The following is an 18,930-nucleotide window of genomic DNA, read 5'->3' as shown; positions in this document are numbered from 1 at the left end:
ACGACATAAATTGTTGTTCCAATGATATCCCCTGCGCATTTCAGGAGCAGTGAGCCGGCTTTTTCGGCCGGTTTCCCCCGATGCCGGGAAAATGGAGGACAGGTGACCCAGTCCAAGCGCAACACAGACGGCCGGGGCCGATCGGATTCCTCGGAGATCGGCTCGTCCACGACAACAGGCCACTCGGCGTCGGGTAACGGTTCGGGTGCGCGGCCGGGTGCCGTCACATTCACCGGCCCGCCCCGCCGCGATGTCCTCCCGCTGTCGGCCGCCCAGCGAGGGATCTGGTTCGCCCAGCATCTCGCGGGATCGTCGCCGATCTCGGTGGCCCAATACGTCGAGATCGTCGGCGAACTGCAACCGGACCTGCTCCTGGAGGCATGCCAGGCCGCCGACCGCGAATTCGGCCCCGGGCACCTCCGCCTGATCGAAGTCGACGGCGAACCGTGCCAGTACGTCGACGAGACGGTCGGATCACCGGCCTCGGTGGTGGACCTGCGTCGCCGTACCGACCCGGTCGCGACCGCGCACCGTCTCATGGTCGAGGACTATTCGGCGCCGCTGGACCTGCTCGGCGACTACCTCATGAAGTGCATCGTGTACCAGGTGGGCGACAACCATTACCTGTGGTATCAGCGCGCACACCATATCGCCCTGGACGGGTTCGCCGCGGTGACGATGCTGCACCGCATCACCGAGCTGTACAACGCGTGGGTGCACGGCGCGGACGCACCTCCGGCCACCGCGAAATACTTGGGCGACATCATCGAGCAGGACCTCGCCTACCGCGGATCGGAGCGCTTCGACAACGACCGCAAGTACTGGACCGAACACCTCGCGGGCGCACCGCCCGTGGTCAGCCTGGGTGGACGTGTCAGCAAACCCACCATCCACCCCGAACTCGTGAGTGTCTCCCTGCCGGAGGACACCGCGCGCCTGCTGGACAGTGTGGTCACCGAGCGCGGCACCAGCGTCACCCCGATCGTCGTCGCGGCGTTCGCCGCCTACCTGGCCCGGATGACCGGAAGCGATGAGGTGCTGCTGAGTCTGCCGGTATCGGGCAGGCATTCGGCGGTGCTGCGCCGTTCGGGCGGCATGGTCGCCAATGTGGTGCCGTTGCGTGTACAGGTCGCCGCCCGCACTGTCGGGGAACTGATCGACGCCACCCAGGGCGAATTGACCAGCGCGCTGCGCCGGCAACGCTACCGCCAGGAAGACATCTTCCACGATATGGGAATCGCCAGGGATGAGGCGGCCTCGTTCGGCCCGGCCGTGAACCTCATGATGGTGGACAACGAGATCGTGCTGGGAGAGACGACCGGCCGTCTCCACGTGCTCACCTCCGGCCCGACCGCCGACCTGTTCGTCAACATCTACCCGGGCGCGGGCCGCGACAGCACCCATATCGATTTCCAGGGCAACCCGAACGTTTACAGCGCCACCGAACTCGCCGGGCACCACCGGCGTTTCCTCAGGTTCCTGCACGAGTTCCTCGCCGGCGGAACCGAGAACAGGGTCAGCGCGCTACCGCTGCTCGAAGCGCGGGAACGGGCCGCGCTGCTGCCCGTGCGGGGCCCCCACGGCACCGGCACCCGGCTGCTGCCCGACATCCTGGCCGACACCGCCCGCCGCCACGGTTCCGGCAGCGCGATCGCCACGCCCGGGCGCACGGTGACCTACGACGAACTGGACGCCAGGTCCTCTCGGCTGGCCCGCCATCTCATCGCGCTGGGGGCCGGACCGGAGACCGCGGTGGCGATCCTGTTGCGGCGCTCGGTGGAATCGGTGGTCGCGGCCTGGGCGGTCGCCAAAACGGGCGCCGCCATCGTACAGATCGACCCGGAGTATCCGCCCGCCCGGATCGAGCACATGGTCACCGACAGCGGCGCCTCCGTGGCGATCACGGTCGACGACCACACGGAACGGTTGCCGCAGCAGGTACGCCGGGTCGTGCTCGACGATCCCGGCGCCCAGCGGGAATACGAGTCCCACGCGACCGATCCGGTCACCGACGCCGACCGGATCCGCCCCCTGCGACCCGCCGACCTCGCCTATCTGACCTACACCTCCGGTTCCACCGGGCTCCCGAAAGGCGTGCAGGTCACTCATACCGGTCTGGCGAACCTCATCGCCGACCGCATCGACACCTACGGTGTCGATGCGGCCGCGCGCGTGTCTTACGCTCTCTCACCCAGTTTCGATGCCTCGCAGGAACAGTTCCTCACCTGCTTCGCCTCCGGCGCCACCCTGGTGATCGTGCCGCCGGAAGTCATCGGCGGCGACCCGCTGACCCGGCTGCTCGCCGAAGAACGCGTCACACATCTGACGTTGACGCCCGCCGTGCTGGCGACCGTCGACCCCGAGCCGCTCACCGAGCTGCGTGTCGTGGTGGTCGGGGGTGACGTGTGCCCGCCGCACGTCATCGAACGGTGGACCGGGCCCTGGTCGATGTACAACGAATACGGTCCCACCGAGACCACCATCACCGCCGCCGGAGTGCCCATCGAACCCGATCGTGACCTCACCGTCGGCGGCCCGATCCGCGGCGTCTCCGCCATGGTGCTGGATCGCGCCTTGCAACCGGCCCCCAAGGGCACCGCCGGCGAACTGTATCTGGCCGGCCCGGGTCTGGCGCGCGGCTACAGCCACCGGTTCGGCGAAACCGCGGCCCGTTTCGTCGCCGACCCCTACGGCGAGCCGGGGGACCGCATGTATCGCACCGGCGACCTCGCGCGCTGGTCCGGCGACAGCGACGCGATGACGCTGGAATTGATGGGACGCAGCGATTTCCAGGTCAAGATCCGCGGCTACCGGATCGAACCGGGCGAGATCGACGCCGCGCTCACCGGACACACCGACGTGGACCTGTCGGTCACCGTGCCGGTGCGGAACAAGGCCGACGCGACCGTGCTCGCCACCTATGTCGTTCCCGTGCACGGCCGCCGGATCGACACCGCCGAACTGCAGCGCTACGCCCGCGAAGCCCTGCCCCCGCATATGGTCCCCACGGTGATCCTGTCGCTGGACAGCCTGCCGGTGAACGCGTTCGGCAAACTGGATCGCACAGCGCTGCCCGAACCCGATTTCGGGACCGCCCCGGCCGGCCGGGCACCGGCCACACCCCGGGAGAACCTGATCGCCGGCCTGTTCGCCGAGGTTCTCGGGGTCGCGCAGGCCGGCGCCGACGACAGCTTCTTCGCGCTGGGCGGCGACAGCATCCTGTCGATCCAGCTGGTGGCACGGGCCAAAGCGGTCGGGTTGAGCTTCTCCACCCAGGATGTGTTCGATGCCAAAACCGTCGCCGGGCTGGCCGCCGTGGCGACCGACGCCGGGGACGAGCCGCGGCTGGCCGAACTTCCCGGCGGCGGGGTCGGGCCGATGCCGCTGTCGCCGATCATGCACGCCATGCTCGGCCGCGGCCACTACGACCGGTTCGCGCAGGCCACGCTCGTACAGCTCCCGGACCGTGTCGAACACGCGCATCTGGTCCGGGCCCTGCAGGCCGTGCTGGACCGGCACGACATGCTGCGCGCCGTACTGCGCGGCGCCGAATCGCTGGACCGGTTCGTCGACGTCCTCGACCGCGGGACGGTCGACGCCGACACCGCGTTGACCACGGTGACCTTGACCCGGCGGGACGCCGCCGAGGTCGACAGTCACCTGCAGGCGGCCGCGGACCGGCTGGACCCCGCCGACGGGGTACTGCTGCAAGCCGTCCGGCTGCAGGACTCGACCGGCCCCGACCTGCTGTGGCTGGTGATCCACCATCTCGCCGTCGATGCGGTCTCCTGGCGTCTCCTGCTCACCGATCTCGCGCAGGCCTGGGCGCAGATCATCGAAGGCGCCGAACCACAGTTCCCGGCGCCCAGCACCTCGGTGCGACGCTGGGCGCACGGCCTTGTCGAACAGACGCCCGCCCGGCGTGCGACGGAACTCGGCTCATGGCGCGGTATCCACGAACTGGGCGACCGCCTGCTCGGGCCACGCCGCCTGGACCCGCAACGCGATGTCGTGGCGACGGCGGGCCGCGTCCGGATCCGCATTCCCGCCGATATCACCGAGGCGGTACTCACCACCGTCCCGGCCCGTTACCACGGCAACGCCAACGACCCGCTGCTGACGGCGCTGGCGCTGGCGCTGGGTGAGTGGCGGCGCCGGCGCGGTATGGCCGCCGGCGCGGAACTGATCTCGCTGGAAGGCCACGGCCGCGAGGAGCGGGCGGTGCCGGGCGCCGATCTCAGCGCCACGGTGGGCTGGTTCACCACCCGGTTCCCGATCCGGCTCGAACTGCGCGATATCGACCCCGAGGAGGCGTTCGCCGGCGGAGCGGCCGCGGGACGCGCCGTCGAGCAAGTGAAAGAGCAGCTGCGGGCGGTGCCGGACAACGGCATCGGCTACGGCATGCTGCGCTGCCTCGACCCACAGGGCAGCACCGAGCTGGGGAACTCACCGGACCCCCAGATCAGTTTCAACTATCTGGGGCGGGTGGGTGCCCGCGAACATTCGGGGGCGTGGACACCCACCCGTGAGTTCACCTCGTTGACCGCGACGAGCGATCCTCGGATGGCGCTGCCCGCGCTGCTCGATATCAACACGATCGCCGAACCGGGACCCGACGGCCTCGAACTGGATGCGACCTGGGAGTTCGCCGCACAGGTGCTCGACGCCACAGAGGTCGACGAACTCGCCGGCCTGTGGGTGCGGGCGCTGCGCGCCTTGGCCGGCCATATCCGCTCCGAATCCGCGGGCGGATTCACTCCCTCGGATTTCCCGCTGGTCACCGTGACACAGGACGAGATCGACCACTGGCTGCGCGACTATCCGTCGCTGACCGATGTGTGGCCGCTGACCGCGCTGCAGGCCGGGTTGCTGTTCCACGCCATCTACGACCGCGACGTCACCGACGGTTACACGGTGCAGGCGGCGCTCACCTTCGCCGGGGATGTCGACGCGGACCGGATGCATTGGGCCGCGCAGGCACTCGTCGACCGCCACGACAGCCTGCGCACCGCGTTCGTCGAAAGCGCCGGCGGGGCCCGCCAGCTCGTACTCGGCGACACCCGGGCCGACTGGCAGTACTCCGATCTCGGCGAGCTCCCCGGCACCGAGGCGCGCGACCGCGCCTTCCAGGAGCTCGCGGTCGCGGCCACGGCGCCGTTCGACCCGGCCCGTCCGCCGCTGCTGCGGTTCCATCTGGTGCGCACCGGCGCCGGCGAATACCGGCTGCTGGTCACCAACCATCACCTCGTGCTCGACGGCTGGTCGATGCCGCTGCTGATCCACGAACTGCTCGCGCTGTACGCGTCCGGCGACGAGACCGCCGAACTCGCCCCGCCGCGCTCCTACCGGGACTACCTGCAGTGGCTGCACGGTCAGGACAGCGACGCGGCGACCGAGGCGTGGCAGCGGATGCTCGCCGGCGTCGAAAGCCCGACACGTGTCACCGGCCGCCGCGACCGCGCGGTCGCCGCGGACAGCGGCGAGACCGGCCGCCCGCTCGACGCCGCGACCACCGCCGCGGTCCTCGACCTCGGCCGCACTCACGGGATCACCGCCAACACCGCCATCCAGGTCGCGTGGGCGCTGCTGCTCACGACCCTCACCGGCCGCCCGGATGTGGTGTTCGGCAACACGGTCTCGGAGCGTCCGCCACATATCCAAGGCGTCGAGTACATGGTCGGACTGTTCATCAACACCCTGCCGGTGCGGGTCCGCACCGACCCGCACGAGACCGTCGCCGACCTGCTCACCCGTGTCCAATCCGAACAGGCCTCGATGCTGGATCACCGGCACATCGGCCTGGCCGAACTCCAGAGCGCCACCGGCATCGCCGATATGTTCGACACGGTGACGGTGCTGGAGTCCTATCCGCTGGACCGCGAAGGACTGTCCCGTGATCTCGGCGCCGCCGGACTGCGGCTCGTCGACATCGACGCCCAGGACGCCACCCCGTACCCGCTGAGCCTGCAGGTGACCCCGCCGTCGCGGGACGCCTCCCATACCGAGGAGAACAGCACCTACACGGTGACGTTGCGTTTCGCCACCGACCATTTCGACACCGACACCGCCCGCACCCTGCTCGAACGATTCGAACTGCTGCTGACCCGGCTCGTCACCGACCCGGGTCGCCGGGTCGCCGCCGTGTCCGCGGCCCGCGACACCGAACGCGCGGAACTGCTCTCGGTACACGGTGCGCCCCCGGCCGGCGAACGCACCCTGCACGACATCCTGTCGGCCACCGCGCGCCGCTACCCGGCCGCGACGGCCGTCCGCTCCGGCGACACCACCCTGACCTACCGCGAACTGGAACAGCGCGCCGACGCCCTGGCCCGCCGGCTCATCGAACGCGGCGCCGCCCCCGAAACGTTCGTGGCTCTGGCGCTCCCACGCTCCGCCGAGCTGGCCGTCGCGATATGGGCGGTGGCCCGCACCGGCGCGGCGTTCGTGCCCCTCGACCCCGCCAACCCGCCCGAACGCCTCGCGGAACTGCTGGCCGATTCCCGCAGCGCGCTCGGCGTCACCGTCGACACGATCGTCCCGCATCTCCCGGCCACGGTGGACTGGCTGATCGCCGAGCTCACCCGCACACCCGATTCCGGCACCGAACCGGTCACCCCCGCCGACCTGCATCCCGGCAACGCGGCCTACCTCATCTACACCTCCGGGTCGACAGGTAAACCGAAAGCGGTGCATATCGCCCACCGGGGCCTGGCCGATGTCGTCGCCGCCCAAGCCGAGGAATTCGCCGCGACCACCGATTCGGTGGTGCTGCAGGTCGCCTCACCGGGCTTCGACGCCTGCGTCTCGGAACTGCTGCTGGCCCACAGCAGCGGCGCCTGCCTGCTGGTGGCACCACCGGAGGTGTACGGCGGCAGCGATCTCGAAGAACTTCTGCGCGCCCAGCGGGTCACCCACGCCATCATCACCCCGTCGGTGCTGGGCACCATGGATCCGGCCGTTCTGCCCGCACTGGAGACGGTCGCGGTCGTCGGCGAGGCCACCGGGTCCGATCTGGTGAACCGGTGGGCGCCCGGCCGCCGGTTGATGAACCACTACGGACCGACCGAATGCACCATCTGGGCCACCGGATCCGAGGCACTGCGCCCCGGCGAACCGGTCACCATCGGCGGCCCGATCCGCGGCGTGACGGCCGCGGTACTCGATATGTGGCTGCGACCGGTACCGGCCGGAGTCGCCGGGGAACTGTATCTCGGCGGATCCGGCCTGGCCCACGGCTATTACGACCGTCCGGACACCACCGCCGCCCGGTTCGTCGCCGACCCGCACTCACCCCACGGCGACCGCATGTACCGCACCGGGGACTCGGTGCGGTGGGTACGCGGCCACTCCGGCCCGGAACTGGAATACCTGGGCCGCGGCGACCAGCAGGTCAAGATCCACGGCCTGCGGATCGAACCGGGGGAAGTCGACGCCCACCTGACCCGGCACCCCGCCGTGGCCCAGGCGGCCACCGTCGCCCAGGACGGCCCGGCCGGAGAACCCGTCCTGGTGTCCTATGTCGTACCCGCCCCCGGAACCACCCTGGATGTGGCGGCACTTCGCGACGACCTCGCCGGTTCGCTCGCCCCCTACATGAACCCCGCCGCGATCGTGGAACTCGACGCGATGCCCCTGACCCCGGTCGGCAAGATCGACCGCGGGGCGCTGCGCGAGCACACGTTCCGCGCCGAGGAAACACCCGGCCGGCCGCCGTCCACACCCGCCGAACGGGTCGTGGCGCAACTGTTCACCGAAGTCCTGCACCTCGACACCGTCTCCGCCGACAGCAACTTCTTCGCCCTCGGCGGCGACAGCATCGTCTCGATGCGGCTGGTGGCGCTGGCACGCGCGGCCGGGCTGACCCTCACCCCGCGCGATGTGTTCGAGGGCAAAACCGTCGCCGCCCTCGCCGCGATGGCCCGCCACGACACCGACGCCGTGACCGTCGAGGACCTACCCCGCGGTGCGCACCGTATCGAGGACCGCGCCTACCGGCCGGCGGATTTCCCGCTCGTCACCCTCACCCGGTCCGATGTCGAGCACCTGGAACAGCGCTACGACACCCTGGCCGATGTGTGGCCGTTGTCGCCCATGCAATCCGGGATCCACTTCCACTCCACCTTCGATCCCGAGGCCGGGGACAACTACACCGTGCAGACGGTGATCGGCTTCACCGGCAGCGTCGACGGTGAATGCCTGCGGCGGGCCGCGCAGGCGGTGGTCGACCGGCACGACATCCTGCGTGCCGCGTTCGTGGAAACCGCCGCCGGACCGTGCCAGATCGTGCTCGACCACGCCGAGGTCCGATATCAGGAGGTCGATCTCGCGGTCCGCGGCGACGACCGCACCGCCGAATGGGACCGGATCGCCACCGCCGACGCGGCCGCCGGGTTCGACCTGTCGGCCCCGCCGCTGATCCGCTTCACCCTCATCCGCGCCGAATCCGGAGCGGCCCGGCTGCTGATCACCAACCACCACGTGATCCTGGACGGCTGGTCGATGCCGCTGCTGCTCAGAGAACTACTCGACTACTACGGCGCGCCCGAACACATCGGCGCCGCCGGCGCCGCCCCCTCCTACCGCGACTACCTGACCTGGCTCACCCGCCAGGACCTCACCGCCTCCAAGGCCGCCTGGGCGCAGGCCTACGCGGACGTGGCTTCGCCCACCCGCGTCGCCCGCGGCACCGGGCCGACCGACGCCACAGCCGCCGAGGTCACCGCCGAACTACCGGCCGACCAGCTCGCGCGCCTGCGCGCCGTGGCCGCCGACGCCGCCGTCACCGTCAACACGGCCGTCGCTGCCGCGTGGGCGCTGAACCTGCGCACCCTCATCGGCGAAACCGACGTGATCTTCGGTTCCGCGGTCTCCGGACGCCCACCCGAACTGCCCGGGGTCGATCAGACACTGGGCATGTTCCTCAACACGATCCCCGTCCGGGTCCAGCTCGACCCGGCGGCCTCACTGCGGGAATTGCTGACACAGCTGCAGGCCCAGCACGCCCGCATGCTCGACCACCACTACGTCGGGCTCCCCGATATCCACCGCAGCGCCGGCACGACCGAACTGTTCGACACCGCGATCGCCTTCCAATCCTTCCCCGTGGACCGCCCGGCCCTGCAGCAACTCGTCGACTCCGCGGGCCTGCGCGTGGACGAGATCACCGGCGTCGACGCCACCCCGTACCCGCTGAGCCTGGTCGTCGCCCCGCAACAAGCCGAGCACGGGGCCTGGCAGGGCCTGCACATCACCCTGCGGTTCCTCGACGACGCCTTCGACACCGCGCAGGCACACAGCATCCTCGACCGTTTCGTCGAACTGCTGCAACGCATCGCCCACGACCCCGCCACCCGGCTCGGTGAGCTCGACCTGCACGGCCGGCAGGACCCGGTCCTGCCCGCCCCCCGCACGCGGCACCTTCCCGGGAGCACCCTCGGCGGCCTGCTCGCCGCCACCGTGGCCGCCGACCCCGACGCCCTCGCGGTCACCTCCGGGCCGGTCGCCCTGACCTACCGGCAGCTCGATGCCCGCGCGAACCACCTCGCCCGGCTGCTGCTGCGCCGCGGCGGCCGCCCGGGCACCCTGGTCGCCGCCGCGCTGCCCCGGTCCCTCGACGCGATCGTCACCGTATGGGCGGCCACGAAAGCGGGCGCCGCGTTCCTGCCGATGGACCCGAACCTGCCCGCCGACCGCATCGAATTCCTGCTGTCGGACTCCGGTGTCACCCTGGGAATCACCGACGCCGCCTCCCGGCCGCGCCTGCCCGACAATGTCGACTGGCTGATCGTGGACACCGAAACCGCGGCCGCCGGTCCGGCACTGTCCGCGCCGGTCACCGACGCCGACCGCGGCGGCCCGATCCACCCGGCTCATCCGGCGTACGTGATCTACACCTCCGGGTCCACCGGCACCCCCAAGGGTGTCCTGGTCGCCCACCGCGCCCTGCCCGATGTGGTGGCGGCGCAACGCCGGATACTCGGTGTCGGCCCCGCCGCCACCGTCCTACAGGTCGCCTCACCCAACTTCGACGCCTCGGTGTACGAACTGTTGATGGCGCACGGCTCCGGCGGCCGGCTGGTCATCGCGCCACCGGACGTGTACGGCGGACCGGAACTGGCCGCCCTGATGCGGCGCGAACACATCACCCACACCCTCCTGACCCCCTCCGCGCTCGCGACCCTCCCGCACGACGGCCTCGGCGAGCTGCGGGTGCTCGCCAGCGCCGGGGAACCGGTCGGCCCCGAACTGGTCGAGCGGTGGGCACCCGACCGCGCCATGGTCAACCTCTACGGTCCCAGCGAGACCACGATCTGGGCCACCGCGAATGCCGCGCTCACCCCCGGGGAACCGATCACCATCGGCGGGCCGGTCGGGCCGGTCGCGGCCGTCGTCCTCGACACGTGGCTGCGCCCGGTACCGGCCGGGGTCGCGGGCGAACTGTACCTGTTCGGGGACGGCTTGGCCGACGCCTATATCGGCCGTGCCGGGCTGAGCGCCTCCCGCTTCGTGGCCTGCCCGTTCGACGAACCCGGCCGCCGCATGTACCGCACCGGCGATATCGTGCGCCGCACCGACACCGACGACCTGGAATTCGTGGGACGCAACGATTTCCAGGTCAAGATTCGCGGCAACCGGATCGAACTGGGCGAGATCGACGCCGTCCTCGGCGCCCGCCCGGATGTGGCGTTCGCGGTGACCGTGCCGCGCCGCACCGAAGACCGGCCGGCAGTGCTGGTGTCCTATGTGGTGCCCGCCCCCGGCCACACCGTCTCCGGTACGGAACTGACCGCCGCCCTGACCGAAGCGCTGCCTGCCTATATGGTGCCCGCCGCGGTCCTCGTCCTCGACGATCTCCCACTGAACTCCAGCGGGAAACTGGACCGCGCCCGGCTCCCGGAGCCGGTTTTCGCCACCCACGAGTACCGGGCGCCGTCGACTCCGGTGGAAGCCGTGGTCGCCGAAGCCTTCCGCCATGTACTCGGCATCACCCGGGTGGGCGCCGACGACAACTTCTTCGAACTCGGCGGCGACTCGCTCAGCGCCTCACTGGTCGTGGCGCGCGTCGGAGCCACCCTGAACGTGCGGGTTCCGGTGCGGTCGATGTTCGAAGCACCCACCGTCGCCGGACTCGCCGCCCACGCGGAAACCCTCACCGGCGGCGACCGGGTACCCCTCACGGCCGGAGTTCGCCCCGACCCCGTCCCGCTGTCGCTGGCACAGCAGCGGATGTGGTTCCTCAACCGCTTCGAACCCGACTCCGCCGCCTACAACATCCCGGTGATGTTGCGGCTGACCGGCGACCTGGACACCGAAGCCCTCGCCACCGCACTGCGCGACGTCGCCGGGCGCCACGAAGTACTGCGCACCATCTACCCCGAGACCGCCGGTGAACCCGAACAGGTGATCCTCGACGAACCCGAGCTCACCCTGAACCCCATACACGTCGCCCCGTCCGTGATCCCCGACGTGGTCAGCGAATTCATGCGCCGCGGCTTCGACGTCACCGTGCAGGTGCCGCTGCGCGTCGAACTGTTCGCCCTCGACACCGACGGTCACACCACCGAATACCTGCTGGTCCTGGTGGTGCACCATATCGCCGGTGACGGCCAGTCCATGGGCCCGCTGGCCCGCGACGTCATGCGCGCCTACGCCGCCCGCACCGCCGGGCACCCGCCGCTGTGGGAACCCCTGCCGGTGCAGTACGCCGACTTCGCCCTGTGGCAGCGCCGGACCCTGGGCTCCGCGCAAGACCCCGACTCGCTCATGTCGGCGCAACTGGAATACTGGCGCACCACACTGGCCGGCGCACCCGACCGGCTCGACCTCCCGGCCGACCGGCCCCGCCCCGCCGTCGCGTCCCTGGCCGGTGGCCGCGTCCCGCTCGACATCGGCGCCGACCTGCACAGCAAGCTGGCCGAACTGGCCCGCTCCCGCGGCACCTCCCTGTTCATGGTCCTGCACGCCGCCCTCGCGGCCGTACTGGGCCGATTGAGCAGCAGCGACGACGTGGTCATCGGCACACCCGTCGCCGGCCGCGGCGAACCCGGACTCGACGACCTCGTCGGCATGTTCGTCAACACCCTGGTCCTGCGCACCCCGATCCACCCCGGCGAGCCCTTCGCCGACCTGCTGACGCGCACGAAAGAAACCGACCTGCAGGCCTTCGAACATGCCGATGTACCGTTCGAACGGGTCGTGGAAGAACTGAAACCGGAACGCTCCGCCGACCGGCATCCACTGTTCCAGGTGGCGCTGGCATTCCAGAACCTGTCGTCGGTCGATGTGGTGCTGCCCGACGTCACCGTGTCCCGAGCCGACGTCGACACCGGCATGTGCCAGTTCGACCTGCAACTCGTCGTCTCCGACAACTACGGCAGAGGCGGCGCGGCGCAGGGCATCTCCGGCATGCTGGTGTTCGCCCGCGACCTGTTCGACGAATCGACGGTCGCCGGGTTCGCCCAGCGACTGATCCGGGTCCTGGAAGCCGTCGCCGACGATCCGGCGACGCCGGTCGGCGATCTCGACTGGCTGGACACCGACGAACACACCGCGCTCGTCTCCCGGGTCGGACCGCGCCTCGAAGGGGCGCCCGCCCTGCTACCGGATGCGTTCGCCACCGCCGTGCGCGACAACGGCGACGGTCTCGCACTCGTCGCCGGCGACACCGCACTCACCTATACCGAACTCGACCTCCACTCGAACCGGCTGGCCCGCCTGCTGGTCCGGCACGGCGCCGGACCGGAGAACCCGGTACTCGTCGCCGCCAACCGGTCCGTCGAATCGGTGATCACGTGGTGGGCAGTCGTGAAATCCGGCGCCACCTATGTGCCCGTCGACCCCCGCTACCCGGCGAGCCGCATCGAACAGATGGTGTCCGACTCCGGCGCCGCACTCGGCGTCACGGTCGCGGCGGCACGCCCCGAACTTCCCGACACCGTGAACTGGCTCGTCCTCGACGACGACACCGTCGCCGCGCGGATCGACACCCTGTCCGGCGACCCCGTCACCGACGACGACCGGCGCGCACCGCTGCGCGCCACCGACACCGCCTACATCATCTTCACCTCCGGCTCCACCGGTGTTCCCAAGGGCGTCGCCGTCGAGCACCGCGCCATCGCCGACTTCCTCGCCGCCCAGCACGCCGCCCACCGCACCGGCCACACCTCCCGCATCCTGCATTTCGCCTCCCCATCCTTCGACGCCTCTCTACTGGAGATCATGCTCGCGACCGGCGGCGCCTCCACCCTCGTCCTGGCCCCGGCCGGACTGTACGGCGGCAGCGAACTCGCCGACCTGCTGCGCACCCGGCACGTCACCCACGCCTTCGTGACACCCGTCGCGCTGGCCTCCGTCGACCCCTCCGGACTCGACGACCTGCAGGTCGTCATGTCCGGAGGTGAGGAAGTGCCCTCGGATCTGGTGAACCGGTGGGCCGGCACCGACCGCGCCGGCACCCGCGAATTCCGGGTGCTGTACGGGCCGACCGAAACCTCGGTCGTGGCCACCGCCGCCCCCCACATGCTGCCCGGCGACCGGGTCCGGATCGGCGCCCCCCGCGCGGGTATGCGAGCCCTCGTCCTGGACTCCCGGCTGCAACCGGTACCGGTCGGCGTACCCGCGGAGCTGTACCTGGCGGGCCCCGGACTGGCCCGCGGCTACCTGAACAGGACCGCGACCAGCGCCGCCCGGTTCGTCGCCTGCCCCTACGGCGAACCCGGGCAACGCATGTACCGCACCGGCGACGTCGTACGCTGGAACGCCGACCACGACCTCGAATTCGTCGGCCGCAACGACTTCCAGATCAAGGTGCGCGGCTTCCGGGTGGAGCTCGGCGAAATCGACGCCGTCCTCGGCGCCCGCGCGGACGTCTCGTTCGCGGTCACCGTGCCACGCCGCGACGGCGGGGGACCCGTACTGCTGGTGTCGTATGTGGTGCCCGCACCGGGCGCGAATATCTTCAGCGAAGAACTGGTCACCGCGGCCGCCGCGGCACTGCCGTCCTACATGGTGCCCGCCGCGGTGATGGTGCTCGACGCGATACCGCTGTCACCGAACGGGAAACTCGACCGCAAGGCCCTCCCGGCGCCGGTCCTGCAGACCAGGCAGTTCCGGGCACCGTCCTCACCGGTCGAAGAGATCGTGGCCGGGGTGTACGCCGAAGTACTCGGCACCGACGGCCCGATCGGCGCCGACGACGACTTCTTCGAACTGGGCGGCAACAGCCTGATCGCCACCCGCGTCGCCGCCCGCATCGGCGCCGCGCTCGACGCGTCCGTGCCCGTCGCGATGATCTTCGAAGCACCCACCGTCGCGAAACTGGCCGCCCGCGCCGAATCGCACGCCGACACCGGCCGTATCGCGCTCACCGCCCAACCCCGCCCCGACCACGTCCCGCTGTCCTACGCGCAGCAGCGGATGTGGTTCCTCAACCGGTTCGAACCCGACTCCGCCGCCTACAGCATCCCGATCGTCATCCGCCTCACCGGGCAACTCGACATCGACGCCCTGCACGCCGCCATCGACGACGTCATGACCCGCCACGAAGTACTGCGGACCGTCTACCCGCACCACGACGGCGAACCCGCGCAGGTCGTACTGCCGGCCGCCGACGCCGTGCCACCCATGGCCGTCGCCCCCGTCGACCGATCCGAACTGGTGGACCGGCTCGCCGCCTTCGTCTCCACGGTGTTCGACCTCACCACCGAGATCCCGTTCCGGGTACGGCTGTACGAGCTCGACCACGACGAGTGGATCCTGGCCGTGGTACTGCACCACATCTCCGGCGACGGATCGTCACTGGGCCCGCTCGCCCGCGACATGATGGCCGCCTACTCGGCCCGCCTGCAGCACGAACCCCCCGCCTGGCCGCCGCTGGTTGTGCAATACGCCGACTACGCGATCTGGCAGCACACCGTCCTGGGCGCCGAGCACGACACCGACTCGCTGCTGCGCGCCCAGATCGACTACTGGACCGGGCAGCTCGCCGACCTGCCCGCCCTACTGGAATTACCCACCGACCGGCCGCGCCCGCCCGCCCCGACCTACGCGGGCGCCAGCATGCCGATCGAACTCGACGCCGAACTGCACGCGAAACTGGAACGAGTCGCCCGGGCCCACAACACCACCCTGTTCATGGTCTTCCACGCGGCCCTGTCCGCCACCCTGGCCCGGCTCGCACACACCGACGACATCGCGATCGGCACCCCGTACGCGGGCCGCGGCGAACCCGAACTCGACGACCTGGTCGGCATGTTCGTCAACACCCTCGTACTCCGCACCCGGCTCACCGCGGGAATGACGTTCACCCAACTGCTCGAACACGTACGCGGCACCGACCTGGCCGCATTCGGGCACGCCGACGTCCCCTTCGAACGGCTCGTCCAGGAACTCAACCCGGTCCGCACCCCCGCACACCACCCGCTGTTCCAAGTGATGCTGGCCTTCCAGAACCTCACCACCACCGACTTCGAACTACCGGGACTGTCGGTCTCGGCCGTCGAAGCCGACACCGGAACCTCCCTGTTCGATCTGCAGGTCACCGTCTCCGACACCTACGACGCCGCCGGCGCACCGACCGGTATCAGCGGCGGACTCACCTACGCCACCGACCTGTTCGACAAAGCGACCGCCACCGGCATCGTCGACCGCCTGCTGCGGCTACTCGACGCGATGGCCACCGATCCCGCCCAGCCCGTCCACGACGTAGACCTGCTCGACCCCACCGAACGCGACGCTGAACTGATCTGGTGCAACACCACCGCCTACCCCCTCAAAGGGGACGAAACACTCGCCTCCGCGTTCACCGACTCGGTGCACAGACACGCCCACCTGCCCGCAGTCACCACGGCGGACGAGACACTCACCTATGCGCAGTTCGCGTCCCGCGTCAACCGCCTCGCCCGGCTGCTGATCACGCGTGGCGTCGGCCCCGAAACGCTGGTGGCGCTGCGGATGCCGCGTTCGCTGGACCAGGTCACCGCGATGCACGCGGTGCACGCGGCCGGCGGCGGATATGTCCCGATCGACCCGGACCACCCGGCCGAACGTATCGACTACATGCTGGCCACCGCGAACCCCGTCGTCGTACTGACCACCCTCGACGGGCTCGACCTCGCCGGCTTCGACGACGGGCCCGTCACCGACCGCGAACGCCGCACGCCGCTGCGACCGGAGAACATCGCCTACGTTCTGTTCACCTCCGGCTCCACCGGACGACCCAAAGGCGTAGCCGTATCGCACCGCGCGGTGCTCAACCAACTGCACTGGATCATCGGCGCCCACTCCCTGAAACCGGAGGATGTGGTGCTGCAGAAGACCCCCGCCACCTTCGACGTCTCGGTATGGGAACTGTTCGCCACCCTGATGGCCGGGGCGCGAATGATCATCGCGCAACCGTACGGGCACACCGAACCCGCCTACCTCGCCGACACCATCGCCGCCCACCGGGTCACCCTCACCTCCTTCGTGCCCTCCATGCTGGCGGCGTTCGCCGAAACAGCCCCCGCCCGATCACTGACCTCGCTGCGGGCACTGCTCGTGGGCGGTGAGGCCTTCGGCCAGGACGTCGTGTCCGCGGCCCGCCGGGTGATGCCCGACACCGAACTACACAACGTGTACGGGCCGACCGAATTCACCCTGCACGCCACCGAACACCCGGTTACCGACGCCGACCACGGCAACGTACCCATGGGCACACCGGTCTGGAACGTCCGCGCCTACGTCCTGGACAGCCGGCTGCAACCCGAACCGCCCGGAGTCGCGGGGGACCTGTACCTGGCCGGTGACCAGGCCGCCCGCGGCTACCAGGATCGTCCCGGACTCACTGCCGAACGGTTCGTCGCCGACCCCTTCACCGCGGGCAAACGGCTCTACCGCACCGGCGACCTGGCGCGTCGCCTCCCCAACGGAGAACTGGAATACCTCGGCCGCACCGACTCCCAGGTGAAACTGCGCGGCCTACGTATCGAACTCGGTGAGATCGAGGCAGTTCTCGCCGAACACGACAGCGTCGCCCGCGCGATCGTGGCGGTGCACACCGCCGCGGCCGGGGACCGGCTCGTCGCCTACCTCGTCCCCACGAACGGCGCCGCCCTCGACACCGCCGCGGTCCTCGCCCACGCCGCCACCGAACTGCCCGGCTACATGGTGCCCGGCACCGTCATGGTGCTCGACACCGTGCCGTACACGGCCTCGGGCAAACTCGATCGCGCACGCCTGCCCGAACCGGAGTTCGCGGTCGGTGAGTACCGGGAACCGGCGTCCTGGCTGGAAAGCGAAGTGGTCCGCGCCTACGGGCACGTACTCGGTGTGGACCGCGTCGGGGCGGACGACGATTTCTACGCCCTCGGCGGTAACTCGCTACGGTCGGTGCAAGTGGTCAGCGAGCTGAAGAAGGAACTCGACTACGACATTCCGGTCAGCTGGATCCTGTCCGATCCGAGCCCGGCCGATCTGGCCAAACGTATCGAATCGGGGATGCGCTCCGGCCACACACATACCGACACGGCCGCCACCTTCGGTTTCGACGTCCTGTTGCCGATCCGGGCCGACGGTGACCGGCCACCACTGTTCTGTGTCCATCCCGCCTCGGGCCTGGCCTGGAGCTACCGCCCGTTCGCCGAGTACCTGGCGCCCGGCCGGGCGATCTACGGCATCCAGGCGCCCCAGATAGGCGGCGAACTCCCCGGGCCGGCCACCATCGAGGAAACCGCCCACCGGTACTTCGCCGAGATCCGTACCGTCCAGCCGCATGGGCCCTACCATCTGCTCGGCTGGTCGCTGGGCGGTCAGATCGCGCACGCGATCGCCGTCGAGATGCGGGCGGCGGGGGAGCAGGTCGCCCTGCTGGCCCTGCTGGACGCCGAAGCCGCCGCCATCGATCCCGCAGAGGTCGTCACGGTCACCGCCGGCGAACTGATCAGCAACCTCGGCCCGGTCCTGGGCATCGATTTCGTGGACCAGGACGCGACGCCGCAGGAGGCGGCCGACCTCCTCAGGCGGCACCTCGGCGAGGGCTTCCCGGTCGATGCCGACATGATCCAGCGGATGACCGACGCCTACAACCAGTCCATGCGGGCAGCGAGTATCTGGCGGCCACAGGTTCTGGACGCCGACCTGCTGTACTTCACGGCCACGGTGGACCGCCGTGACGGCGCCACCGGCTGGGCGGGATGGGCGCCGGTCGTCGGCGGGCAGATCTCGAATATCGATATCGATGCGGCCCACCTGGCCATGACCGATCCGGCGGCGGTCGAGGAGATCGCCCGAATCCTCGACGAACGGCTCGATTGGTGAATCCATAGACAATACCGACCGTTACGTAGGGTAATTTTCCCGGCGAATTTACAGCCAGGGGAAAGGCGCTGCCGTCTCCCGATATGTCCAGGTCAGCCGGTAATCCCCAGAATGCCAGGTCATCGGCCTAGACCAATGATTGTGATTCTTCCCCATGAGACCGAAGAACGATTGTGGCACAATACTTTCCGTGTCTCGGTCGGTCAACGGCAACTCTGCGGCAACGATGATGTCGCACGCTGAAGCGACCGCAAAATCGGCCCGGCGGAGCACCCACGCTACCGCCCGGCCCATCCCGGCGGACCACCCATCCCACCGGCCACCCCCGACGGGACGGCATCGGCTGCCGGAATCATCTCTCCCACCCCCGCAACGCACCCGACGACCGCATCCCAACCGCGCCCTCACCGGCGCGCGGTACGCGACTCCGATCGGCCGGGCCGCGGTAAGAAGCCCCACGTGAAGGTGTGTGGCGCGACGAATTCTTGACAGGTGATCGTCCGGCATCAGCGCTCCGGCCCCCGGCGGTGCCCGCGCTACAGCGCGGCGACCGTCCGGTGCCCTGCGCCGGTGCCCGGTAGCGATGGCCCAGTATGCCCAACGGTGCACGAGCGACCGCTGGGACCGGAAATTAGT

At 70.0% G+C, this 18,930-nt stretch carries 1 protein-coding gene; it reads left to right on the top strand.

Going from position 1 to position 18,930, the window contains the following annotated elements; all coding sequences use genetic code 11:
• Window positions 1-102 precede the first annotated feature (102 nt).
• Window positions 103-18,294, top strand: coding sequence for an amino acid adenylation domain-containing protein (locus AB0H42_RS19230; protein WP_357057482.1), 18,192 nt, complete (start codon window positions 103-105; stop codon window positions 18,292-18,294).
• The last annotated feature ends 636 nt before the right edge of the window (window positions 18,295-18,930 follow it).

Origin of the sequence: Nocardia sp. NPDC050799, from assembly GCF_040654015.1 — a bacterium.
Classification (GTDB): domain Bacteria; phylum Actinomycetota; class Actinomycetes; order Mycobacteriales; family Mycobacteriaceae; genus Nocardia.
Note: the sequence above shows the minus strand (reverse complement) of the source record. Positions and strands in the feature narration are given on the sequence as shown.